The following is a 21,237-nucleotide window of genomic DNA, read 5'->3' on the forward strand; positions in this document are numbered from 1 at the left end:
TGATTGTCCCCCGCTCTGCCGCTGCCGCCCGGCTGGGCCCTGCGCCGGGTCGACACAATCGCCACGGTCCAGCCCGGCCGGGGCGCCACCCGTGCGCGGGTCCCCAGCACGCTGACGCGGCGCCAGCTGAGGTGCTCCAACCTCGGCTGGGGCGCCCTCGACCTCACGAAGGTCTCGACCACGGAACTGACCCGGGAACAGTCCCGCCGGTACGACCTGCGCCCGGGCGACGTCCTCCTGGCCGAGGCCTCCGGGAGCGTCGAGCGCATCGGCCGTCCGGTGCTGTGGAACGGAGAGATCGAGGACTGCTCGTTCCACAGCGGTCTCATCCGCGTCCGACCGGTCCCCGGGGTGGACCCCCGCTACCTCTGTCACGCCCTCTCCTACGACGCGTTGCGCGGCGAGTTCGGCCGCCGCGCCAGGGGCGCCACCGGGCTCAAGCATCTGGGCTCCACCGCCGTCCGGGAGTGGCGCGTCCCGGTGCCGCCGCCGGCCGAGCAACGACGCGTCGCCGACGCCCTGGACGAGCTACTGGGCCGCCTCGACTCCGGCGAGGCGGCCCACAACGCCGCGTATCAGGGGCTTCCCCGCCTGTGGGACAGCGTCCTGAACGCCGTGGTCACCGGACGTCTCACCGAGGACGTCACCGCCGACGGCCCCACCGAAGCTCCCCCCACCGGACCGCTGTCGCCGATCGCCGAGGTCGCCGAGGTCACCGCGGGGCTGCGCACGCCCAAAGCCGCGGAGACGGGATCCTCGCATCCGTACCTCGGCGTCGCGAACGTCGCGCGCGAGGCCCTGACGCTCGGTGACGTCCGCCAGGTCACCATCCCCGTGCACGCCGTCGACTCCGTGCGCCACCACCTCGTCGAAGCCGGTGACCTCCTGGTCGTCCGGCAGAACGGCAGCCTCGAACGCATCGGCCAGGCCGCCCTCTGGCACGGCGAGCTCGCCGGTGCCCTGTACCAGAACCACCTCGTCCGCATCCGGCCCGGCTCGCGGCTCCTTCCGCGGTTCCTCGAGCTCGTCTGGAACGCCCCCGCTATCCGCCGCCGCCTCCAGGACCAGGTCAGGGGCACGACGGGCAGCCTCTCCGTCCGCCTCGAGGACGTCAAGGCCGTCACCGTCCCCGTTTCCGCCCTGCCCGTCCAGGAACGGCTCGTCCGGGCGGCGGAGGTCTGGAGGGAGCACGTGAACGCCACACGCGCGCTCGTCGCCGACGCCCGCCGGTCCGGTCCGGAGCTGCGGCTGGCCATCCTCGCCCATGCGTTGTCCGGACGGCTCACCGGCCACGGGACCGCCGACGATCCCACCCAGGCCGACGAGCCGACGAGGTTCCCCGAGACCGGCTACGAGCAGCAGGAGTTCGACTTCCGATGAGCAGCAGCCGCCCCACCGACCCGTCCCTGCCGCCCGAGGAGGCGGAACCGCCGAAGGCTCTGACTGAGCGGCTATGGGGCCGGTACGAGCGGCTGCGCGAGGACGGCGTCCCCGGCTGGATGTTCCTCGAGACGATCTCCCACCTCCTCCTGCTCAAACGGGCCGACCGACCGACGCCATCTCGTCCCGGGCACCCGGCCGACCAGGAACTCGCCGCCGCGTCCGGCGCCTGGACCACCCTCCGTGCTGCTCCGGACGGCGATCTGCCCGAGGTGTACGAGCGGATCCTGAAAGGACTCGGCAACCGGCCCGACACCGCACTCGGGCGCGTGCTCGCCGACGCGCGCGGGGCCGTCACCGACCCACTCGTGCTCCGGGAGCTGATCGACGACCTGGAGGAGGGCCTCACCCCGGGTCCCGACGGGAGCGAGGAGGAGGGTGATGTCCTGGAGGCCCTGTTCGACCTCGCCGTCCAGGACACCCGGAGAAGCAGCCCACACCACATTCCGCGCTTCCTCGTCGACACCCTCGTACATCTCGCGGCACCGGGCCCGGCGGACAGCATCGCCGATCCCGCGTGCGGAACAGGCGGCTTCCTCGTCGCCGCGCTACGCCACATCCGCGAGCAGCACCCCGACACCGTGTTGCCGCCGTCGACCGAACGCCGCCTCGAAGGCAACGAGGCGTCCCCCGCGAGTCGCCTGGCCGGCGCCAACCTGCTCCTGCGGGACACCGGCTGGTACGGCGGCCCGGTCCACGTCACCAGCACCGACCCGTTCGACGCGCGCCGCTTCACCCAGGCCGACGTCGTGCTCAGCAATCCGCCGTTCGGAATGCTGGGAACCCCACCGGAACGCCCCGACTTCGCCGTCCGGACCCGCGACAAGGCCCTCAACCACCTCCAGCACGTCATGTCGGTCCTGACCCCCGGCGGCAGGGCGGCGGTGATACTGCCGGACGGCGTTCTGTTCGGAAGCGGCCCCGCGGAGGCGGTACGGCGGCTACTGCTGCGCGACTTCGACCTCCACACGCTCATCAGGCTGCCTACGGGGATCTTCCACAGCGTGCCAGGGGTCCGTACCAACGTCCTGCACTTCACCAAGCCGCAGTCGCCCTCGGGCACACCCGCCACCACACACCTGTGGGTCTACGACCTGCGCACCGGCCACTCGTTCCACCCGACACAGCGCCCGCTGCGAGCGGAGGACCTGACCGGCGTCCTCGAGGCCCTGCGCCCCGGCGACCGCGCCTCCCGCACGGAGACCCCGGACGGCCGCTTCGCACGCTTCACCTACGAGGAGCTGATCAATCGGGACGACACCAACCTCGACCTGCTCTGCCCGATCGCGCAGCCGACCCCGTCGGACGACAGTCCGCCCGAGGTCATCGCAGCCGAGATCGCGCAGAACCTGCGGGCGGCGCTCGCCGAATTCGAGGCCATCACCCACACGCTCGCCCAGGCACCACCGGCGTCCATGCCAGCTGCTTCAGCGGACGTCGCCGACCCGACCTCTGACGCGTAAGTTCGGGCGCCCTCATTCCACCACCGTTCGAGACCGTTCGCCCCACCCGCGGGCCCGCCCAACAGAGCGCACGGCCCTCCCCGGGATCCCGAGCAACCAACATGACAAGCAAGCTGATTACGCGGCGGCGATCGGCGGCCAGCCACGGGAACGGACGAGCACGGAAAGGGCCGTCAAGGCCCGGATCCGGCGGCAGCCGGACTTCCGTGATCGGCGCAGTGACACCAGCCCGACACCGCGCCAAGCAAGCGACGAAGACCGACCAGGGCGGCGGAAGCGGCACGGACCGTGAGCCCCTCCGCCGGAGGCGGCCCTGCTTCCACCGCCAGCACTCGACACCCCGCTGCGACGCTCCTGGATACCGGCGTGCTCCACATTGTCGACCTCAGTCCGCCATCGGCACCGCGCATAGGATGTGACTCAAGCTCTTTGACACCTCAACAGCTCACGTGCGCCGTTGAGGTCGATCCAGCGGGCACATACGAGCTCGGCAAAGAAATAGCAAAGCCTCCGCATCGTCCCAGGTCGCGAAGGGTCCTCCCCGCACCTGCGGGGGTCAGCCGGTTCGACAGCCCGTTGCCCTGGCCGTCGCCGCGTCCTCCCCGCACCTGCGGGGGTCAGCCGCAGCCGATTGAGGATGCCGGGAAAGCGATCAAGTCCTCCCCGCACCTGCGGGGGTCAGCCGACCCCCCACACCACGCCACAGGGCGTGACCGGGTCCTCCCCGCACCTGCGGGGGTCAGCCCGCGCTCCGTCAGGCCGACTTCCAGGTCTCCAGGGTCCTCCCCGCACCTGCGGGGGTCAGCCGCTGCCGGCGAAGCGCCGCGCCGCCATGGTCGGGTCCTCCCCGCACCTGCGGGGGTCAGCCGTAGGCCGGCAGGAGCCCGCCCGCGTTCGGGACGTCCTCCCTGCACCTGCGGGGGTCAGCCGCGCGAGCCGCACACACCGTGGCCGGCGTTGAAGTCCTCCCCGCACCTGCGGGGGTCAGCCGCACCTGGCCGCCGACGATCTGCGCCCGGGCCGGTCCTCCCCGCACCTGCGGGGGTCAGCCGGTTCGCGCGAGCTGTCGAGAAGGTCGGGGTTCGTCCTCCCCGCACCTGCGGGGGTCAGCCGTCCGCGGTCGTGGACGCCGTCGCCCGTCGATGGTCCTACCCGCACCCGCCGGGGTCAGCCGGACGCAGCGCGCCGGGCATGGGCCTGCTGCGGCCCTCCCCGCACCTGCGGGGGTCAGCCAATCCCGCACACGAATTCCCGCGACGCCCCGTCGTCCTCCCTGCACCCGCGGGGGTCCGCCGTAGCCACACCTTTCGGCGGTGCGTTTTCGGCGTCCTCCTGCACCCGCGAAGGTCAGCTAGCCAACACCAGCGACGGTCGCGAACCACCGGCGTTCTCCCCGCACCTTCGGCCGTAGACTTCCGCACGCCTACGGCATGATGGATCCCAGAGGTCCTCCCCACACGCGCGGGGATCAGCCATAATCCTTCTCGGGCATCGCACGGGTGAGCGGGTCCTCCCCGCGCCCGCGGAGGTCGGCCGCAGCAGGCGCGCCGCGGTCTACCGCCAGCGGTTCGCCTCGCGCCCGCGGGGGGTAGGCAGGGACCGCCCCGTCTCGTTGGATCCAGAACCCCTCTTCCCGTGTGCGACCGACAGTGTGCCCGGTCCTACCGAAAATAATTCTGAACAGGGAGCGCCCGTCAAAGCAGGTCGTCAGCGACCGTTTGACAGCAGATCGCGCAGTCCCTTTTCAAACGCAGGATGCGGATACCGATCGGTGCCGCAACCCGGCATCTCAAGCTTCTTGAGCTGCCCGCCGACGAGATGGGACACCAACGGGACGGGCAATCCGTCAGGCCAGAGGCCGGTCCGCTGGCCCTCGGAGAGCACCCGCCTGAACGCGCCGGTGGATCCCCGCAGGCTCCGACCGTTCGCCCTCAACTCCTCGGCGGCGCACTCGCCCTCGCCTTCGATGACCTGGAGCAGGATCTGCTGGGCGCGGGGCGGCAGGCGGTCGTAGTACGAGCGCGCCCGCTCCGACGTCCAGCGGTCGTCGGGCACCGCGGTCACGACGGCGGCCGGCATGGCGGCGAGGGCGAGCAGCTTCTCGAGCGCCTCGGGAGTCGGATTCTCCACGGTGATCGTGATCTTCATGGCAGACACCATCGCACCGCAGGCGCCTGAACACAAATAACCGTCATAGACGGTCTAGAAACGCTGACCTCTGTCCGAGCGCCCTCTTACGTATCGACCTCTGTATCGCGTCCTCTAACTTGTTGATTTAGGGGGCGCGACACAATGCCCGGCACAGATAGGCCGTCTGCACGGGCGCCAGCACCCGCTCCTACGCTGGGTCCGTCCGCCGTGCCCGCCCCGGGCCGGCGGTCTGCCCGGAAAGGGGACGCCGTGTACCTCGCCCTCGAACAGCCTCACCCCGTGGACGAGTGCCGGCGAGAACCCGGCACCGTCCTGACAGACGCCGTGCGTCGTACGGGCGGCTGGGCCGGGCACCGGCCGGTCGAGTCGACCACCGTGAACGACCTGCGGCCGACCGCGGTGTGCGCGGGCTGCGGCCGGACGATGGCCGCAGAGGACGGGGCGTGGTCTCTCACCGGGCGGGACGAGCGGTGAGCTCGGCCAACCTGCCGGTGCTCGCCGGCGAAGTGGTGGACGCCGAACTCGTCGAGGACGACGACCAGCTGCTCGTGCAGTTCGCGCTGCCCGACGGCGACCCGGATCCGGACGACGTGCTGACCGAGGAGGCGGCCGCGGACCTCGCGGACGCCCGGCCGGAGCGCACCAGCCAGACCTACGACGAGCAGTGGCTGTACTTCGCCCGCTGGTGCACGGCCAACGGGCGGCGACCGGGGCCGCGAACCAGCGAGGCGACCATGGTCTCCTACCTCTCGCACCTGCGCCGCCACGGCGGCCGGGACGGGACGGGCGCGCCGGTGAGTTCGCTGCGGCTGGCGATGGCCGCGGTCCGGGACCGCAACGCCCGGGCGGGCTTCGAGAACTGGCCGCCGAAGAAGGCGGCCTCGGAGCTGATCCGCAAGCAGGCCGCCGAGCACGCCCGCGCGCGGCGCACGCCGAGGTCGAGCCCGCCGGTCGACGCGGCCCGGGTCGCCCGGCTGCAGGAGGGGGTGACCCCGGGTGTGCCATTGGCCCGGTGGCGGGACCTGACGATCCTGCATCTCGGGTACCGCACCCGGGCCCGCCGCAGCGAGCAGGCCGCCTACCGGATCGACTCCATCGCCTTCGAGCACCTCGAGGACGGCACCGAGCAGATGGTCGCCGGCAAGCGCACCAGCAAGAACGACCGCTGGTCCACCGGCCGCGAGTACACCGTCCGCGACCCGCTGGCGATCTCCGTGGTGCGCACCTACATCTCCCTGCTCGCCGAGCTCGGCCAGGCCGCACCGGAGATGCCGCTGCTGCGCGGCATCACGCAGTGGGGAGAGCTGGTGCCCGTCCCGGCCTCCGGTATCGGGATGACCGGTGCGTCCGTGAACCGGGCACTCAAGCGGATGGTCGCGCGCACCCCGGGCTTCGACGCCCCGGACGCCACCAGCCACGGGCTGCGCGCCGGGGTGCCGGCCGACCTCGCCGCCCAGGGCTACAGCCCGGCGGAGATCCTGGTCATCACCGGGGACTGGAAGTCCACCGCGATGGTGGAGAAGTACGCGAAGGCCGGCCTGCGCCGGGCCGGGAAGGACGACAGGGGCCGGACCCAGGCGGCGCTGGACGCCCTGGTGATCGCGCCGCCGACCGATCCGGCCGCACGGATCGTCGGTGGCACCGGATAGGGTGCGCAGCGACCCCGAGAAGGTCGACGTCCGGGTGCCGGGCCCGCGGATTGCGGGGCCGGCACCCGGACGGCCGTCGGCCGGGGTGGCCGGTCAGTTCCGGGGTGCCGGGAGATGGTTCGAGAGGCGGGCCGCACTTGCAGGACGGCAACGCGGCGGACCGGAGTCTCAGGCCAGGGCCTGGTCTCCGGTTCCGGTAAGGGTTGTCTTGTAACTGCCCTCGCAGTTCCGCGCGGGCGGCTGCGGAGGTCGGAATCCGGGTGCGGCAGGGCAGCCCTGCCTGGCATCATCGCTCCGTGATCATGTGTCGAAAGGCCGATGCCGCGTAGACGGCCACGCGCGCTGCGCGCTGAACGACCGGTCTCCCGCGTCTGGGGGCCGGTCCCTCCGCTCCGGATTCACGGACTGTCCGCCGGGGCGAGCCTGGCTGTGCGCCGGGTCGAGTACCTGAGCGACAGCTTTTACGTACGGCCGGGTGCCACCGACCGGGCACTGCGGCGCTACCGCGAGTTCCTGCAGCTCGTTCGCCGGCTTCCTCCGCCAGGACCTCGGCGCCGTCACCGCTGGCCTCACCCTCGAATTGAGCTCCGGCAAGGTCGAGGGCAACGTAGATAGGGTCAAAACGATCAAGCGAGCCTTATACGGCCGGCCCTCATTCCGGCTTCTCCGCATCCGGGTCCTCGTACGAGCGTGACCGTCCCGCTGTCAGCAGTGCTCCTCCAGGTAGAGCATGCGGCGGTCGGCATCCGCACGGAACTCGTGCGCGAGGTAGCGTCCTGCCATCCGGCCGCCGTTGGGCCCCTTGTAATCATCCTTGACCTTGCCCCAGAGCGTCGGGCGCTCGCCATCGGAGACAAGCCGGGGGCGAGTCCCGCCGCTCTCTCCGAGTACGACGGTCACGGCGTCGTCCTTCATCAGCCGGCTCACAGCGCGAAGATCGACTCGCTTCTTCCGGAGCTGCCACGCGGTGCCCGCGTCGTCCATGAGCTGCACGGGCGATTCGAGCCGATCCGGGTTCATGGGGAAGGCCTGCATGATGTGAGTATTCGCCATCGCGACGGGTGAGGTCATCCCGGTTTCACGGAACTCCGGTCAGAGCCAGATTCAGAGAGCGCCATCAGGCGCTGGACACGGGCAACGGGGCCGGTCGAGGTGGGCCTCGGCCGGCCTGGTGGCCCCTTGCATCCGCGAGGGGCGCTGTCGTCCGTTGGGTGCCATCGGGGAGGGAAGCAGTTGTGACGTTCGTATCCTTGCCAAGCAGGAGGCTCCGTCTCGGTGCGGGGTTCGCCTCAGGCGGCCAGGGCCTGGGCCAGGTGATCGGCGGCCCGCCCGGCGAGGGCGAGCTGGAGATCGGTGGCTCGGGAGCGCACGAGGCCGCTGCGGTGCAGGACCGGCAGGTCGGTCCAGACTCTGGCCGCCGGGTCTGCGGCAGCGTCGTGGTCGCCCTCGATCCGGCGGCAGGCGGCCTCGTCCAGGGCCAGCAGGGCACGCGTCATCACGGACGCGCTCGTGGTGAGGGCCAGAGCACTCTGCTGCTCCCGGTAGGCGTCCGCCGTACGCCCGAGCAGGGTGTAGGCCTGCGACAGGTGGACGCGAGTACGCCGCCGCGCGGACGGGGGTGTGAGGGACATGGGCACCTACACGATCGGCAAGCTCATGCGCTTCGAGGCCACCCGGACCGTCTGGGGCATCGAGGCCGGCAACTCGATGACGGCCGAGGTCATCCTGTCGGCGGACCGGCTCACCGGCACCGGGTTCGTCACCGACTTCGGCGACCTCTTCGCGCTGCAGGAGCACATCGACCACGCCCTGGATCACCGCGACCTCTCCGATGTTCTGGCCGACCCGAGCGACGAGGCCATCCGCCACCACCTGCTCGCCTGCGCACGCACCCACCTGCCGCAACCGGCACGCAGCCGGCTGGCGGACGTGCGGCTGCTGACCGGCCGCACGGCCGTACCCGCTGGACTTGCCGCGGTCCACTTCCCGGCCACCCACTGGCTGGAGGGGCTCGCCGTCGGGCACAAGTGCGGGCGCCGTCACGGCCACGCCTACGCCGTCACCCTTCCCGGCCCGCTCGGCGGCCTGCTCCCCGTCCCGGACGGGCTGACCGACCACATCCGGTCAACGCTCCACCACCAGGTCCTCAACCGGATCCTGGACTTCAACCCGACGTCCGAACTGCTTGCGGCGCACCTGGCTGGCTGGCTCACCGCCAAGGGCCTCAGCGGGTCCGTCGGGTACCCGCTCGCGGTCCGGGTGTCCGAGACGGAGAGCACCCGCCCCAAGCTGCCGCCGCGGCTGCGCATCACGGAGAAGTTCCGCAACACCGTGCAGGGCGAGGGGCCGTCGACCGGCCGGCGGGCCGCCTTCGTCCGCTGCTGCTGCAACCTGACATGCGGCTGGTGCGACACCCCGGAGACCTGGGATACCCGCCGGTTCAACCTGACCACGGAATCGTCCTGGTGGGCGGTGGAGGACCTTGCCGCGTGGGCATTGGAGGGCACCGAGCCGATCATCGTGATCACCGGTGGCGAGCCGCTGCTGCAGCCGGGCGTCGTGCCGCTGGCGGCGGATCGTTCCGCAGGCGCTCCGCGCGTTCGCCGCCCTGGAGCGCGCCCGCTTCAAGTTCGCGGTCAGCGGCCAGGTGCAGACCGCGGATGGCGGAGGTGAGCTGGAACCGAATCGCATCGAATCCGTCCGGATCGCCTGACCGATCGAACTCCCGCAGGTCAACGAAACGCAATCTCCGGTGCTCAGCCCGCGCCCCTCCCCTGGCGGAGAGCCTTCGCACACCCCGAACACCCCTGCTGCCGGCCTCGTCACTCCCCGCAAACACGGCGAACGCGCTGTTGCCAACCCCACCAGCAGACGATCCGGCAACACCAAACACGGCGCACTCACCCCGACACAGAAACACGCTCGCGCGCCCACGGCCCTGGAGCACACCACCGGAGGCAGCCGGGACAACCCCTTATGGACAAGAGCGGATGGGGCGCATGGCCGCTGGTCTGCCCGCTACGGACACTCCGCACTTGGGCAGCCGGCGGGCGCGGGCTCGGGCGCGCCGCCGCACGGTGGCGCTACAGCTCGGGCAACCGGTCAGCGGGGCTGGGGGAACGCCGTTCTTCCAGCCAGTAGAGGTAGATCCGCAGGTCGGCTGCCAGATCACCGGCGATGTAGAGCTCGAAGTCGCGAACTGCGGCGGCGATGCCCTGGCCTGACCAGGCATCGCCCTCATCCCACCTGCTCCGCTGATCGGACAGGTATTGCAGGACCTGGCCGCGGTTACCCCACCATTCCCGCACCGTTTCCGATGTCCAGCGCGAGTCGCCGTCACAGCCGTACCCGAGCAACGGGTCGTCATCTGCCGCCTCGACCAGCAGGGCCGTGTCCCCGGGCGTTCTGGGCTGGCGGTAGACGTACTCGCTGAGGTACTCGCCTCCGTAGAGGACGTGGGCGGGCGCCGAGAGCCGTCCGGTCCAGCAGGTGTCGGTCTCCCCGCCGTAGAAGGGCCCGGGGACGTTGAGCCACAGACGGTCTTCCCAACGACCCCGAAAGGCATCGCGGTCGTCGCCGAGGATGGCCACCGGGTCGAAGTAGAGCGTCATTCCCCGAGGCTAGGGCATTCGTCCGAGCTGAACGACGGGCTGCCGATGGGAAGCGTTCTGCCCGGTGCCCTCGGCCGCCCCCGGCGCCGACGGTGATCCGGGTGATCTCCTGACGGAGTTCGAGGATCTCAGCGTTCTGGTCGGCCACGGTCTGCTTGAGCCGTCCCCTGGGGTGCCCGCGAGATCAGAGGCGGCGCAGGACCGCGACGACCTTGCCGAGGATGGTCGTGTTGTCGCCGTTGATCGGCTCGTACGCCGGGTTGTGCGGCATCAGCCAGGTCCGGCCATCGTCGTGCTTGAGGCGTTTGACGGTGGCCTCGCCGTCGATCATCGCGGCCACGATGTCGCCGTTCTCGGCGACCGGCTGGCGGCGCACGACGACGGTGTCGCCGTCGCAGACGGCCGCCTCGATCTTGGAGTCGCCGTGCACGGGAAGTCAGCGGGTTCGCGGGATCTCGCACTACCGTCCCGCCGAACTGGATGGCCGGACACGCTCGATAGCAGCAGGGACCGCCCGATTGTGGCTGCTGCCGTGCCCGATCGGAGGCGGCGGCAGGACCGGTAACTCCTTCGGAGCGTGAGGCACCCCGTGGAGCACTGCGTGCTCACGAGCAGTCCCAGTGGTGGTCCACCGGACGGTCCGGGCACGACCTGCACTCGAAGATGTAGACGCCTCCCGCGTCCCCGAACATCACCTGCGCGGGACTGTGCGCCCCACGGCCCCCGGTAGCGTCCCGGCGCTCCTCGCCGGTCTCGCTGTCGCGGTCCTCCAGCGGGAGCCAGGTGCGGCACGATAGGCCGTCGTACTCCCAACTGCTCACCGTCAGGAGGTGGTCCATCGTCCGTCCGCAGGTCGGGCAGTCCGGCCAGCAGGCTTCCTGGGTCCAGCTCGGGTATCCGCCAAGCTTGATCCCCGGGGCCTCGGCCAGGTGGTAGCTGTACCGCAGGCCGGTGCGGGCCTTCAGTTCCTCCATCCGGAACCACAGCTCCTCGCCCAACTCCTCCGGCATGTCCCAGCTCGGGTAGTCGACCACCGGCTCGGGGTGCAAGACGCACGGGGCCGGGATGCTGTCCTTGGGCGCGGTGCCGACGGTCGGCAGCGCGGCGTCGAGGACCGGGGCCACCGAGTCCGAACTCCGCCATACAACGCGGGGCGTCGGCTCCGGGCAGAGGTCGACGATGAACGGGCACCAGAGCACCTGGAGCAGGTCGGTCCCGGCGGGGAAGCCGAGTTGGGGCACGTCCCGTCGGTGGATCTGGACGACGGACACCATCGGCACCGGCCCTTCCGTGGCGGGCTGCCCCCACTCCCCCGGGTGACTGGCGCTCGGGCAGAGCGGCCACGGCTCATCGGCGGGCCACAGCAGCGGCCCGCCGACCGAGCTCTCGGCCGGAGACGGACTGCCGGCCCGCGGGTGAAGGCGTATGGCATCGCGGCGCAGCGGCACCAGCTCGGGAAAGAGCTGCTCCACGTCCACGGGCCGTTGTGGGGTCGTGCGGGTCATCGTCGTCTCCAGCGTGCGGGTGCGTTGGGTAGGCCGGGCTGGCCGGGGCTGCCGGGCCGACTCGGGGTGCAGTTGGTTCAGGGGAGGTACGGCTCGGATCGTCGGCGCGGTCAGGGGATGAAGTGCGCTCCGAGCAGGCCTTGGCCGGCGCGTGCTGCGGCGCGCCAGACCGGGGGTACGCCGTCGAGAAGGGCGTCGATGTCTTCCTGGTCGCCTTCGGGGTAGAGGGCGGTGGTGAGGAGCAGCTCGGCCCGGCGTCGGGTCTCGGTGCTCCAGGTGAAGGCTCGTTCGACGGCGGGGAGGGTCTGGCGGACTTGTTGGGGGGTGAGGATGAGGTCTCCGAACCAGCCGGGTAGTTCGGCGTTGCGCTCAGGTCCGAGGGCGAAGGCCATGGCGGTTGCCGGGTAGGCCTTGCGGGTGGAAACCGCCAGGTGGGGCAGGGCCTTGTCGTAGCCGCGTTCCCAGGCCTCGTAGACGCGGCAGATCCTCTCGTCCAGTGCGGAGGGGCCGGCGACGTCGATGAACTGATGCATGAACGTCTCCGTGCTGCCCGCCTGGTGCCACCGTTGAAGGAGGTCCCTGGATTCGGGGAGGGCGGCTTGGGCCTCGATGGCCGGGGCCAGTTCTGTCCTGTAGTGCGCGATGGTGTCGGCGTGCATGGGTATCAGGCACCACAGCCCCAAAAAGCTCACGATGGCTCCCCCTCTCTCTCCTCGTGGTTGGGGTGATGTTGGCACGCCGGCCTGACATCGGGTTGCCACGCCCTCCTCCGCGACCGCCTCATGGGCGCCCCGGACAGCCACAGGCCGGACCCAGCTCAGGGCCTGGTGAGACCGCCCAGCCCGGTCGCCGACATCAAATCGTTCACACGTTCTATTGATGGTCGTTACTGCAGGTCACAGCCCCAGGGGTGCGGTAGTGTCCCGCCATGCATGGCCCGGTGGCAGAGCCGATCCAGCGAGAGGAGGTCCAAGCGTGGAGCCCCGTCGGCGTACCTGGCAGCCTCTGTTCCCGCTCGACCTCGCCCGTGTCCTCGGTCCGCTGCACCGCGGCGCCAGCGACCCCGTGTCCGCGTGGACGCCCGGAGAGCTATGGCGCACCCTTTCGCACCCCGGCCGGCACCGACACCCTGCGCGTCACCGCCCGCCCCGCCGCCGGCGAAGTCGCCGCGCAGGCCTGGGGCGAGGGCGCCGACTGGATCCTAAAGCGCCTGCCGACCCTGCTCGGCGGCAACGACTCCCCCGAGCAGCTCGTCCTGCCGCCCGGAGCGCTGCACGAGGCCCAACGCCGCAACCCCGGCCTGCGGCTGTGCGCCACCGGCCTCGTCCTGGACTCCCTCGTGCCCGCGATCATGGAGCAGAAGATCACGGTGACCGAGGCCCGGCGGGGCATGCGCTACCTCGTCCGGCGCCACGGCACCCCGGCCCCCGGACCGCACCCCGGTCGGCCCGTTCCAGGGCATCCCAGTCGATGCTGTCGCCCGGGAGGGTGGGCGCCCCGAGCAGGACCGACAGGCGAGTGATGGCCGGGTGAATCATGTGAGGGGTTCCCTCTGTCGATGACGACACGCAGGCCGCCTGTGTGGCCGAAGTCGGTACTCGCCCCCGGAACGCCGCAGCCTGCCGCACACGGTGCCAGCGTGCACTTGCCAAGGGACGGCCCGCCGTTGCGGCCAGCCGGGCTCCGGGTTCAGCCGTGGATTGCCCAGGCCTCCTGCGGCAGCCAGTGGGGCAGGTCGTGGAGCGCCTCGGCGGGGTAGAAGATCGGCCGGGTGAGGAGCCGGTCGCCCTCCCGTTGCACGTTGATCGTCACCCCCAGGGACTCCGAGCACGGGACACCCGCGCTCATGAAGGCGAGCTCGGTGTCCGGCGGCCGGGCGTCGGCGCGTTCCCACATCCACTGCTCCAGTTCAGACGGAACCCGGCCTACCAGCGCCATGCCGTCCGCGATCACCTGTGGCCCGCGCAGGGCGTCCACCACCACGGCGGAGAGCCGACGTTCGCGGTAGTACAGCTCCAGGCCGAACTCGCGGTACCTGCAGTGGCTCACGACCCAGGTATCCTCCGGCCCCGTGACCCGGCGGTCCCCGCCGTCCTGCGTGACGCCGCTCATCGTGTCCGCGACCTCGGCCGCGCTCATGCCGAAACGCAGCGGCCCCACGCTCACGAACGGATCCTGCGTCCACTGCTGCCGCTCGTCATCGGCACGTACGTGCCACCATCCCTTGAACATGATCACGAACTGTACGACCGGTCACCGACGACGGGATACCCCCGTGATCGACCTTGCCGTCCTGCGCCAGGCCATCGCGAGCCTGCCCGGGCGTCACCGCCGTCCGGCGCGAACTTCGCCGGCCAGGGCAGCGGGTCACAGCTTGCGGGCCCAGGGCATCTGCGTCGAGCCTGTGGGCTGGTAGCGGGTGACGCCCCAGTGGGCGCCCCAGTCCTTGCCGGTCCAGTCGTAGCCCGGTGTCCACAGCGGCCGGGCCGGCTGGGGGCCCCATTCCGCGGGGTCGGCTTTCACCAGCAAATCGTCCTCGTGGGCGTATTCGCCGCTGAGGACGGTTGCCACGAACTGCGCGAAGCCACCGTCGAAGTGGGCGAGCTTGCCGTCGTCGACGCCGTCGAAGTCGCAGAAGACGGCGACCGGCCACTGCTCGGGGTCGGGGCCGGTAGTGAGCCAGCAGCAGTAGTCGTGATTGCTGTTGGAGCCCCACGGCAGGAGCCCTTCCGGGTCCGGGAACACCGGGGTGTACTCCTGGCCCCAGAACTCGTCCTCGCCTTCGACCTGCGCGCGGAACTCGCTGTCGCTCTCCCGGCGCCAGTGCGCCAGACCGCCGGGTGAGCCGGCAGCGTGAGAGTGCTGCGTGGGCGAGCTCACGCCCCATTCCCCGTTCAGCGTCACCGCACCGTACAGGTCGACGAACGCCCGGTAGTCCGACGGCAGCTGGACACCCAGTTCGGCCGGTGCGAGGTCCCATGGCACCCTCGCGGGCGTGTACACCGGCTCCCCCATGATCGCCCGCAACCGGTCCCACGCCTCCGTCATCGCCCTGTCCCCTTCCGGCCGCCGGATTGTCAGAGGCCGCACTCTAGGCGACGGCTCCGACCCTCCAGCGACCAGCTGCAGAGCTGCGGCTGACGGAGCCCTCTCCTGGCCTGTTCACGGCAGGGCATACCGGGCTGCCGCTGCTCTGCCCGCCCACCGACGCTCCCCCTGCACGCTCGGACCGATCAGCTCGAACAGCTGCTCCTTGCCCGCCCGGGCCCGCCGCGAGGCGCAGCGTCGTGGCCCTGGTCCACGGCGCCGGGCCGGCGGGCCTGTGCTGGGTTGCTTGGTGCGGGGCCGGGGCGCCTGCCGCCTCCGGTGTCACCGGCTACGGATAGCCTCCGGCGGGAGCAGGCGGCTGACGGGAGTGGACGTGGACATCGGGGAGATGCTGGAGCGGCTGGGCGCGGTGGTCGGGCCGCCGCCTGCGGGCGGTGTGGTCCCGGTCCCGTGGGAGCTCGCACCCGCGACGATCGGCTTCCAGTTGCCCGCGGACTACCGGGCGTTCGCCGACCGGTACGGGTCGGTCAGCATCAGCGACGAACTGCACATTTTCACACCAACGGAAGTCCCCAGTCCCCATGCCGCGATGCCGTCCGGCTTCGAGGGGTTCCTGTACGACACGACGGAGCCCTACGGATACTGCGCCTGGCTGGCCGAGTGCTACCGGGACGGGGACTACAGGGAGTGCCCGTACCCGCTGTTCCCAGCCGAGGGCGGGCTGCTGAAGTGGGGCAACAACTCCAACTCCGACCACTTCTTCTGGCTGATGCGGGGCCCGGACCCGGACCAGTGGCCGGTCGCGGCCAAGTTCCACTCGATGCGGGAGTGGGACCTGTTGGAGGGCGGCTTCCTGGAGTTCCTGCTAGCGGCGGCGACAGAACAGTATCCGTACCACGAGGACGTCGTTCCCTGCGGGATCAAGCAGGTCGGTGACGGCCGTGCCTATCGCCCTCGGGGTGACTGGTCCAAGCAGCTTTGGGAGTGAGCCCGCGCAGCCGAAGGTGACCTCGCGGCTGCTCTCCGTCGGCCCGCGACGCAGGCGACGGAGAGTCCCCGCTTGGTCCAATCGAGCCGGCCCTCGCCGCGCCACGCCCTCGGTAGGGTCCGATACTCGGGATGTGCCCGACCTGCTGACGTCTCACGACCAGGCTCTCGTCGAGGGGGTGGGCTCCGGGCTGACCCGGCCGGCTGCCCGTCCGCCCGTCCGCCCGTGTCGTGCTCGATCAGGGACGCGTGTTCACCCCTGCTCCGTGGCCGCGCGGGGCTCCGCGCCGCGACTCCCCCGGCCGGTGCCACCGCAACGCGCTGCGTGTAGCCCGGGTCCTTCCGGGTGCCTACGTCGAGGGATACGTGCTCACGGCCGACCGCACGGTGCGGGCGCACGCCTGGTGCGCCGCCCCCGACGGCACCGTGCTCGATCCGGCCCAAAGCGGGCGAGGGAATCAACGTCCGGGCTGTCGCCCGCGCGGCGGGCGTCAGCCTGGACTTCCCCTACGCCCACACCGACCTGCGCAAACGCATCGAAACCCTACGAGGCCAGCAACGGGCTGACCACCGGCCGCACCGACAGGGGCCCGCAGCCGACGACGGCACGGTGATCCAGAGCCTCACCGAGGCCCTCCGCCGCGAACGCGCCGCCCACCGTGAGCGCGTCCACGAGCTCGAACAAGGTTTGCCGCCGCCCACGACGAGATCCTCCGCCTCCAGCGTCAGATCCGGGAACGCGGCGACGCGCCCCGGTGAACGACATGCCAGCCGTCGCACGCCCGCAGCGTGCCAGAACAATGCGGTTGAGGCCGGAGGATCAGCCCGGCACACTCGCCCGGTGAGCCACGACACACACGCGGGCAGATGGGACGGGCCCTGGTTCAGGGTCTGCACGGAGCACTTCGAGGCGGCGTTCCTGCCGACTGCCGGCGAGGACTTGGCATCGGTGGACAACATCGACGTCTTCGTGGACCTCAACGACGGAACCCGGTGGAGTGCGACCGTCATCACCCTCGCTCAGGTGGAGACCATCATGACGCGGTGGGCGGCGACCGGGGAGGCCCTCGGCGGCGCCTACTTCTCGTGCGCGGACGGCCTCATCGTCCGCGACGCGGGCATCAGCAGGATGACCCGGGTCCTCGTCGGCCTGGTCGAGACCGGCGACTTCACGCACGTCCTTCAACGCATCGACGAATGACCGCGGCCCCGGGTCCACGACGAGCTGATTCTGAGCCACCAGTAACCTGCCCCGGCCGAGCCTGGAACATCATCCTGAGGACACGGTGCTCTCCGAACACCAGCAGCAGCTGAGGGATCGTCTCCTCGCTGCCCCCGTCATCCCAGCACCACACTCCTGGCAGCCCGTCTCCGCGCGGCGAACACCCGTCAGCGGGCTACTCGGAGTCGGTTTCGGGGTCGACCCCGACAGCGGAAACGACCTCCTGATGGTCGTCTCCAGCAGCGGTCACGGCATCTTCGACGCCTCCACGGGCCGGCGACTCTCCCGCGACCACGACCCCGACTTGGATCACAGCACACCAACTGGCCCCGACTTGTCCTGCCCTGGACTCGGACCGCTCGCCGGCACCGAGGTCCGGATCGCCGGCCTGTTCGGCGGCGGCCTCCACTCCACCACCGAAGACGGATGGACCGTTGAGGTCGTCAGCCCGGATTGGCCGCGCCACCGCGTCCTCCTCTCGGCCGATGGCGGACTCTGCCGCGGCCCCGCCGGTGAGAAGTGGTGGCACATCTTCCACGCCCACTACTCCGAACTGCGAGCCGCCGGGTTCTCCCCCTCCGGACGCACGCTCGTCGTTGCCACCAGCAGCGACATCACGCTCTGGACAAGGCCCGGTCTCGACGCCTGAACCAGAGCGCCGTCCACGTTGCGGACGCCATCGGCAACGCTACAACCTGCACAAATGCGATCGCCGCTGCCACCGACCCCAGATAGTTGTGGAAGTTCGATTTCGACGCGAACCCCATCATCGACCGGGCAATGATCCACACCCTCGCCACCTGCGAGTGGATCAAGAAGAGACTGCCGCTCTGCGTCATCGGCGACTCCGGGACCGGCAAGTCCCACCTGCTGATCGCACTGGGCACCGAGGCCACGATGGCCGGCTTCCGGGTCAAGTACGTCCTCGCCACGAAGCTCGTCAACAAGCTGGTCGAGGCCGCGGACGAGAAGCAGCTCACCAAGACCATCGCCCGCTACGGGCGCGTCGATCTTTTGTGCATCGACGAACTCGGCTGTGCGCCACGAGGCGCTGATGGATCTCGCGGGATGAAAGGCCCGTCGCCGGTCCTCGCAGGGACCGGTTGAAGCTGGAGGCAGGCTGAACCCCGGGTTGGGGGTGAGGCCGGAAGCAGCCTCGACAACGTAGGGGCGGACCGACACCACCAGACGGTTCGTGCCCGCAAGCGAAGACGGAATGGGTGCAAGGAAACTGAACCAGTGGTTGACGTCCCGTGAGTCGTCAGCGGCCTGCCGAACCTGGTGGATGGGCCGCTTTGCAGTGCTGGAGAGAGCCGTAGCCGATGGCTCCTCCTCTCCTCTCGCCTTGAGCCCATGGGCGTTGGGAGGCCCGGACCAAGACTGCGATGTGCGGTCTGTGGCGATGCTGCCGGGATATAGCTGGGCACCGAAGCCGTCACAGAGATCCTCAGTGAACGTGGGAAGCGATCTGGCATCGCCCTTCCCGTCCGGCCTCCAGCCGGGCGGCGGGCAGGCGCGACGCCCGCTGATGGCGCCAGATCGTGGCGGAGTCGCCGTAGTACTCGGAGGCCGGGACAGCCGGTCACGTGGGGAAGGGCGACAGCGTGATGGCAGCAGGACTGCTGTCGGGGAGGAACGTTGTTGAACAACGACGCGCCGTCGATACCTTGGCCGAGCATCTTCGCGGCCGAGCGGCGGGTACTCGATCATCAGCTCAAGCTGCACCGATGGGCAAGGAACGAACCGGCTCGCCGGTTCGACGACGTATTCAACTTGATCTGCGACCGGGCCACGCTGGTGGTGGCCTGGGAGCGGGTGTCGGGCAACCGGGGTGCCAGGACAGCGGGCGTGGACGCGGTGACCCGCTACTACGTCGAGGAACGCCAGGGGGTGATCCCGTTCCTGGAGGACCTGCGGTCCTCTCTTCGGGACGGGTCGTTCACCGCGCTGCCGGTCAAGCAGGCGATGATCCCCAAGAAGAACGGCAAGGTCCGTTATCTGGTATTCCGACCCTGCGCGACCGGGTCGCGCAGATGGCCCTCAAGCTGGTCCTGGAGCCGATCTTCGAGGCCGACTTCTACCCGTCTTCGTACGGGTATCGGCCTGGTCGTCGGGCTCAGGATGCCATCGCCGAGATCCACCACTTCACCCGCAAGCCGTCGACCTACGAGTGGGTCATCGAGGGCGACATCAAGGCTTGCTTCGACAACGTCGACCATCACGTCCTGATGGACCTGGTGGCCGAGCGCGTCAGGGACCGCAAGGTCCTGCGGCTGGTCAGCGCGTTTCTGCGGGCCGGAGTTGTCGAGTTGCATGGTGGACTCGCGGAGACCCTCACGGGCACTCCGCAAGGAGGAGTCGCCTCTCCTCTGCTGGCCAACATCTATCTCTCCGTCCTGGACCGGCACTTCTCGCGGATCTGGGACGAGGAGATGACTCCTTCCTGGCGTCGGCAGTATCGACGCCGGACGGGGCGGCCGAACTTCCGGCTGGTGCGTTACGCCGACGACTTCATCGTGCTCGTGCACGGCACGAGGTCGGAGGCCGAGGCACTCAAGGCGGAGATCGGTGAACTGCTGGCCCGCAGGCTGAGGATGACCCTCTCCGACGAGAAGACCCACATCACCCACATCGACGACGGCTTCGTCTTCCTCGGCTTCCACATCCAGCGGAGGCCCTTCGGCGACGGCCGGCGCGTCGTGCTCACCATCCCGTCCAAGCAGGCTTTGGCGTCGGTGATGCACAAGATCAAGAAACTGACGGGGCGAAGCACGACCTCGCTCTCGTTGGAGGAGGTGCTGCGGACGGTCAACCCGGTCCTTCGGGGCTGGGCGGCCTACTTCCGCTACGGCGTCTCCAAACGGACGTTCGCTTACCTCGGTTGGTACGCGTGGTGGCGGATGCTCCGGTGGATTCGCTACAAGCACCCCCGGATGACCTGGAAGCAGTTGCGGCGACGCTTCTTCGGAGCGGACCGCATCAGGGAGGGCGGTCTCGTCCTCTACAACCCGGCGAAGATGCGTGTTGAGCGTTACCGCTTCCGCGGAGCCCAGATCAGCACGCCCTACAACATCGACGAGGTCGATCCGGACGGGGCTCGCTTCCGCCGGACCAGCCACGACGATGCAGCCTTCGTCGGCCAGGTCAGCGAATACCTCGCCTGATCCACCGGATCACGTGGAGAGCCGGATGCCCGGCCAACGGGCACGTCCGGTTCGGCGGGCGGGGACGGGAAAACCGACACCCGAGAGGGTGCACGGCGTCCCGTCCCCGACCCAACACATGGAACTCGACCGCCGAGGGGCTGAACTGCTGTTCGAGGTTCTGACCGAGCGCGAGGAGAAGAACAGCGTCGCCATCGCCTCCGACGAATCGTTCGGCTGGACCAAGACCTTCACCGACCCCCGCCTCTGCGCGGACATCGTCGACCGCCTCACCTTCGGCGGCAACATCATCGAGACTGGCACCGACTCCTACCGCCTCGCCACCACCCGAGCCCGCGCGGAACAGCAAGCCGTCGGCTAACGACTGCCTGGGGCCAGGTGTTCGGAGAGCGCCGCCACCTGGCAATGTCCTTCGAACACCGCCCCGGGACAGTCAGCCCACAAACGCCCGCCGCACATGATCGAGGCGCACACGCTGGTCCTCGATCCAGCTGGCCGACGGCGAGAGAGGCAGGCTGACCGTCACCTGCGAGGACGAAGCGTCCTGAAGCGACACTCCGATCGCTCCAGACGCCAACGGCTTGATCCCGAGCTGGACCGTCCGGCCGGAGTTCAGCCACGAGACGAACCGATTGCCGGCCAGCCTGTCCAGGGCTTCCTCCCACTGATCCAGGTCATCGGACGTGATGCCGACGGGAAAGCTGCCGTTGATGGTCCCGGTCGACACGACGAACTCGCAGTCGAGGAAGTCGCTGCCCGGGGCTGGCCGCTCCAGCACACGGAGAGACACAGCGTGACCGCTCGTCCCCGGCGGATCGGCCAGGTGGATCAGATCGCCCAGCTCGTCTTCCATGACAGCCCCTCTCCATCGACCTCGGACAAGGGCATCATTCCGGAGAGCACCGACACACACTGACACCGCCGTCGGTGCTGTCAGTTCGCGGTTCTGGCACAGATCTTGGGGAGTGGTCGCGGAGAGTGACGTGCGAGTGTGAGC

18 protein-coding genes, 3 pseudogenes and 1 CRISPR repeat array are annotated in these 21,237 nt (G+C 70.0%); of the genes and pseudogenes, 11 read left to right on the top strand and 10 right to left on the bottom strand.

Annotation, left to right across the window (positions count from 1 at the left end):
- Window positions 1-3 precede the first annotated feature (3 nt).
- Both ACIA8Q_RS27335 and ACIA8Q_RS27340 read left to right on the top strand, forming a co-directional pair.
- A complete protein-coding gene (locus ACIA8Q_RS27335; RefSeq protein WP_396317832.1) occupies window positions 4-1,380 on the top strand; it encodes a hypothetical protein in 1,377 nt (458 codons plus the stop codon).
- Entirely contained in the window at window positions 1,377-2,903 is a 1,527-nt protein-coding gene (locus tag ACIA8Q_RS27340; RefSeq protein WP_396317833.1) for a class I SAM-dependent DNA methyltransferase, read from the top strand. Before ACIA8Q_RS27335 ends, ACIA8Q_RS27340 begins: the two co-directional genes overlap by 4 nt.
- 534 nt (window positions 2,904-3,437) lie before the next feature.
- Window positions 3,438-4,257: direct repeats of the CRISPR family, unit length 29 nt; unit sequence GTCCTCCCCGCACCTGCGGGGGTCAGCCG.
- A gap of 353 nt (window positions 4,258-4,610) precedes the next feature.
- Here ACIA8Q_RS27340 and ACIA8Q_RS27345 read toward each other — a convergent pair.
- The gene (locus ACIA8Q_RS27345) at window positions 4,611-5,051 is read right to left on the bottom strand and encodes a hypothetical protein (protein WP_396317834.1); all 441 of its coding nucleotides are present in this window, start codon (window positions 5,049-5,051) and stop codon (window positions 4,611-4,613) included.
- Window positions 5,052-5,524: 473 nt separating this feature from the next.
- Between ACIA8Q_RS27345 and ACIA8Q_RS27350 the strand changes: the two genes are divergently transcribed.
- A complete protein-coding gene (locus tag ACIA8Q_RS27350; RefSeq protein WP_396317835.1) occupies window positions 5,525-6,703 on the top strand; it encodes a hypothetical protein in 1,179 nt (392 codons plus the stop codon).
- 705 nt (window positions 6,704-7,408) lie between these two features.
- Here ACIA8Q_RS27350 and ACIA8Q_RS27355 read toward each other — a convergent pair.
- A complete protein-coding gene (locus ACIA8Q_RS27355) occupies window positions 7,409-7,738 on the bottom strand; it encodes a hypothetical protein (RefSeq protein ID WP_387903311.1) in 330 nt (109 codons plus the stop codon).
- Between the two features lie 254 nt (window positions 7,739-7,992).
- Window positions 7,993-8,334 (bottom strand): hypothetical protein, encoded by a 342-nt coding sequence (locus ACIA8Q_RS27360; protein WP_396317836.1) that lies wholly within the window; start codon window positions 8,332-8,334, stop codon window positions 7,993-7,995.
- Between ACIA8Q_RS27360 and ACIA8Q_RS27365 the strand changes: the two genes are divergently transcribed.
- Window positions 8,333-9,376 carry a 6-carboxytetrahydropterin synthase gene (locus ACIA8Q_RS27365; RefSeq protein WP_396317837.1) on the top strand — a complete coding sequence of 348 codons (1,044 nt, stop codon included), beginning with the start codon at window positions 8,333-8,335 and terminating at the stop codon, window positions 9,374-9,376. The two genes, ACIA8Q_RS27360 and ACIA8Q_RS27365, sit on opposite strands and share 2 nt — an antisense overlap.
- A 410-nt stretch (window positions 9,377-9,786) precedes the next feature.
- On the opposite strand, the gene ACIA8Q_RS27370 is transcribed toward ACIA8Q_RS27365, so the two are convergent.
- From ACIA8Q_RS27370 to ACIA8Q_RS27385, 4 genes and pseudogenes are all read right to left on the bottom strand, one after another.
- Window positions 9,787-10,314: a ferredoxin gene (locus ACIA8Q_RS27370; protein WP_396317838.1), complete on the bottom strand. Its 528-nt coding sequence runs from the start codon at window positions 10,312-10,314 to the stop codon at window positions 9,787-9,789.
- A 184-nt stretch (window positions 10,315-10,498) separates the two neighbouring features.
- Window positions 10,499-10,750, bottom strand: a pseudogene (locus ACIA8Q_RS27375) (LexA family protein); the annotation flags it as partial.
- 169 nt (window positions 10,751-10,919) lie between these two features.
- Window positions 10,920-11,819 carry a DUF1963 domain-containing protein gene (locus ACIA8Q_RS27380; RefSeq protein WP_396317839.1) on the bottom strand — a complete coding sequence of 300 codons (900 nt, stop codon included), beginning with the start codon at window positions 11,817-11,819 and terminating at the stop codon, window positions 10,920-10,922.
- Between the two features lie 110 nt (window positions 11,820-11,929).
- Complete coding sequence (locus ACIA8Q_RS27385) at window positions 11,930-12,352, bottom strand: hypothetical protein (protein WP_387903324.1); 423 nt, start codon at window positions 12,350-12,352, stop codon at window positions 11,930-11,932.
- 494 nt (window positions 12,353-12,846) lie between these two features.
- Between ACIA8Q_RS27385 and ACIA8Q_RS27390 the strand changes: the two genes are divergently transcribed.
- The gene (locus ACIA8Q_RS27390; protein ID WP_396317840.1) at window positions 12,847-13,341 is read left to right on the top strand and encodes a hypothetical protein; all 495 of its coding nucleotides are present in this window, start codon (window positions 12,847-12,849) and stop codon (window positions 13,339-13,341) included.
- 167 nt (window positions 13,342-13,508) lie between these two features.
- On the opposite strand, the gene ACIA8Q_RS27395 is transcribed toward ACIA8Q_RS27390, so the two are convergent.
- Both ACIA8Q_RS27395 and ACIA8Q_RS27400 read right to left on the bottom strand, forming a co-directional pair.
- The gene (locus tag ACIA8Q_RS27395; RefSeq protein ID WP_396317841.1) at window positions 13,509-14,051 is read right to left on the bottom strand and encodes a hypothetical protein; all 543 of its coding nucleotides are present in this window, start codon (window positions 14,049-14,051) and stop codon (window positions 13,509-13,511) included.
- Window positions 14,052-14,186: 135 nt separating this feature from the next.
- Window positions 14,187-14,867: an SMI1/KNR4 family protein gene (locus tag ACIA8Q_RS27400; protein ID WP_396317842.1), complete on the bottom strand. Its 681-nt coding sequence runs from the start codon at window positions 14,865-14,867 to the stop codon at window positions 14,187-14,189.
- Window positions 14,868-15,240: 373 nt separating this feature from the next.
- On the opposite strand from ACIA8Q_RS27400, the gene ACIA8Q_RS27405 reads away from it, so the two are divergent.
- From ACIA8Q_RS27405 to ACIA8Q_RS27430, 6 genes and pseudogenes are all read left to right on the top strand, one after another.
- On the top strand, window positions 15,241-15,855 hold the full coding sequence (locus tag ACIA8Q_RS27405) for a hypothetical protein (protein WP_396317843.1): 615 nt from the start codon (window positions 15,241-15,243) through the stop codon (window positions 15,853-15,855).
- Window positions 15,856-16,695: 840 nt separating this feature from the next.
- On the top strand, window positions 16,696-17,055 hold the full coding sequence (locus ACIA8Q_RS27410; RefSeq protein ID WP_396317844.1) for a hypothetical protein: 360 nt from the start codon (window positions 16,696-16,698) through the stop codon (window positions 17,053-17,055).
- A gap of 85 nt (window positions 17,056-17,140) precedes the next feature.
- A complete protein-coding gene (locus tag ACIA8Q_RS27415; protein WP_396317845.1) occupies window positions 17,141-17,725 on the top strand; it encodes a hypothetical protein in 585 nt (194 codons plus the stop codon).
- A gap of 92 nt (window positions 17,726-17,817) precedes the next feature.
- Window positions 17,818-18,111, top strand: a pseudogene (locus tag ACIA8Q_RS27420) (ATP-binding protein); the annotation flags it as partial.
- Window positions 18,112-19,109: 998 nt separating this feature from the next.
- Window positions 19,110-20,240, top strand: a complete 1,131-nt coding sequence (locus ACIA8Q_RS27425) for a reverse transcriptase domain-containing protein (RefSeq protein WP_396317846.1) — start codon at window positions 19,110-19,112, stop codon at window positions 20,238-20,240.
- A gap of 115 nt (window positions 20,241-20,355) precedes the next feature.
- Window positions 20,356-20,601: pseudogene (locus ACIA8Q_RS27430) on the top strand (ATP-binding protein); the annotation flags it as partial.
- A gap of 72 nt (window positions 20,602-20,673) precedes the next feature.
- Here the strand turns inward: ACIA8Q_RS27430 and ACIA8Q_RS27435 are convergent.
- The gene (locus ACIA8Q_RS27435) at window positions 20,674-21,093 is read right to left on the bottom strand and encodes a DUF5959 family protein (RefSeq protein WP_396317847.1); all 420 of its coding nucleotides are present in this window, start codon (window positions 21,091-21,093) and stop codon (window positions 20,674-20,676) included.
- Window positions 21,094-21,237 lie beyond the last annotated feature (144 nt).

It is taken from the genome of Kitasatospora sp. NPDC051705 (assembly GCF_044453265.1).
Lineage (GTDB): Bacteria > Actinomycetota > Actinomycetes > Streptomycetales > Streptomycetaceae > Kitasatospora.

Excerpts from the sequence above, each read along its gene's own strand:
- ACIA8Q_RS27345 (WP_396317834.1), bottom strand. The coding sequence starts at position 5,051 with ATGAAGATCACGATCACCGTGGAGAATCCGACTCCCGAGGCGCTCGAG.
- ACIA8Q_RS27400 (WP_396317842.1), bottom strand. The coding sequence starts at position 14,867 with ATGACGGAGGCGTGGGACCGGTTGCGGGCGATCATGGGGGAGCCGGTG.
- ACIA8Q_RS27425 (WP_396317846.1), top strand. The coding sequence starts at position 19,110 with ATGGCCCTCAAGCTGGTCCTGGAGCCGATCTTCGAGGCCGACTTCTAC.
- ACIA8Q_RS27355 (WP_387903311.1), bottom strand. The coding sequence starts at position 7,738 with ATGCAGGCCTTCCCCATGAACCCGGATCGGCTCGAATCGCCCGTGCAG.
- ACIA8Q_RS27385 (WP_387903324.1), bottom strand. The coding sequence starts at position 12,352 with ATGCATCAGTTCATCGACGTCGCCGGCCCCTCCGCACTGGACGAGAGG.
- ACIA8Q_RS27380 (WP_396317839.1), bottom strand. The coding sequence starts at position 11,819 with ATGACCCGCACGACCCCACAACGGCCCGTGGACGTGGAGCAGCTCTTT.
- ACIA8Q_RS27365 (WP_396317837.1), top strand. The coding sequence starts at position 8,333 with ATGGGCACCTACACGATCGGCAAGCTCATGCGCTTCGAGGCCACCCGG.
- ACIA8Q_RS27395 (WP_396317841.1), bottom strand. The coding sequence starts at position 14,051 with ATGTTCAAGGGATGGTGGCACGTACGTGCCGATGACGAGCGGCAGCAG.
- ACIA8Q_RS27435 (WP_396317847.1), bottom strand. The coding sequence starts at position 21,093 with ATGGAAGACGAGCTGGGCGATCTGATCCACCTGGCCGATCCGCCGGGG.
- ACIA8Q_RS27370 (WP_396317838.1), bottom strand. The coding sequence starts at position 10,314 with ATGACGCTCTACTTCGACCCGGTGGCCATCCTCGGCGACGACCGCGAT.
- ACIA8Q_RS27360 (WP_396317836.1), bottom strand. The coding sequence starts at position 8,334 with ATGTCCCTCACACCCCCGTCCGCGCGGCGGCGTACTCGCGTCCACCTG.
- ACIA8Q_RS27340 (WP_396317833.1), top strand. The coding sequence starts at position 1,377 with ATGAGCAGCAGCCGCCCCACCGACCCGTCCCTGCCGCCCGAGGAGGCG.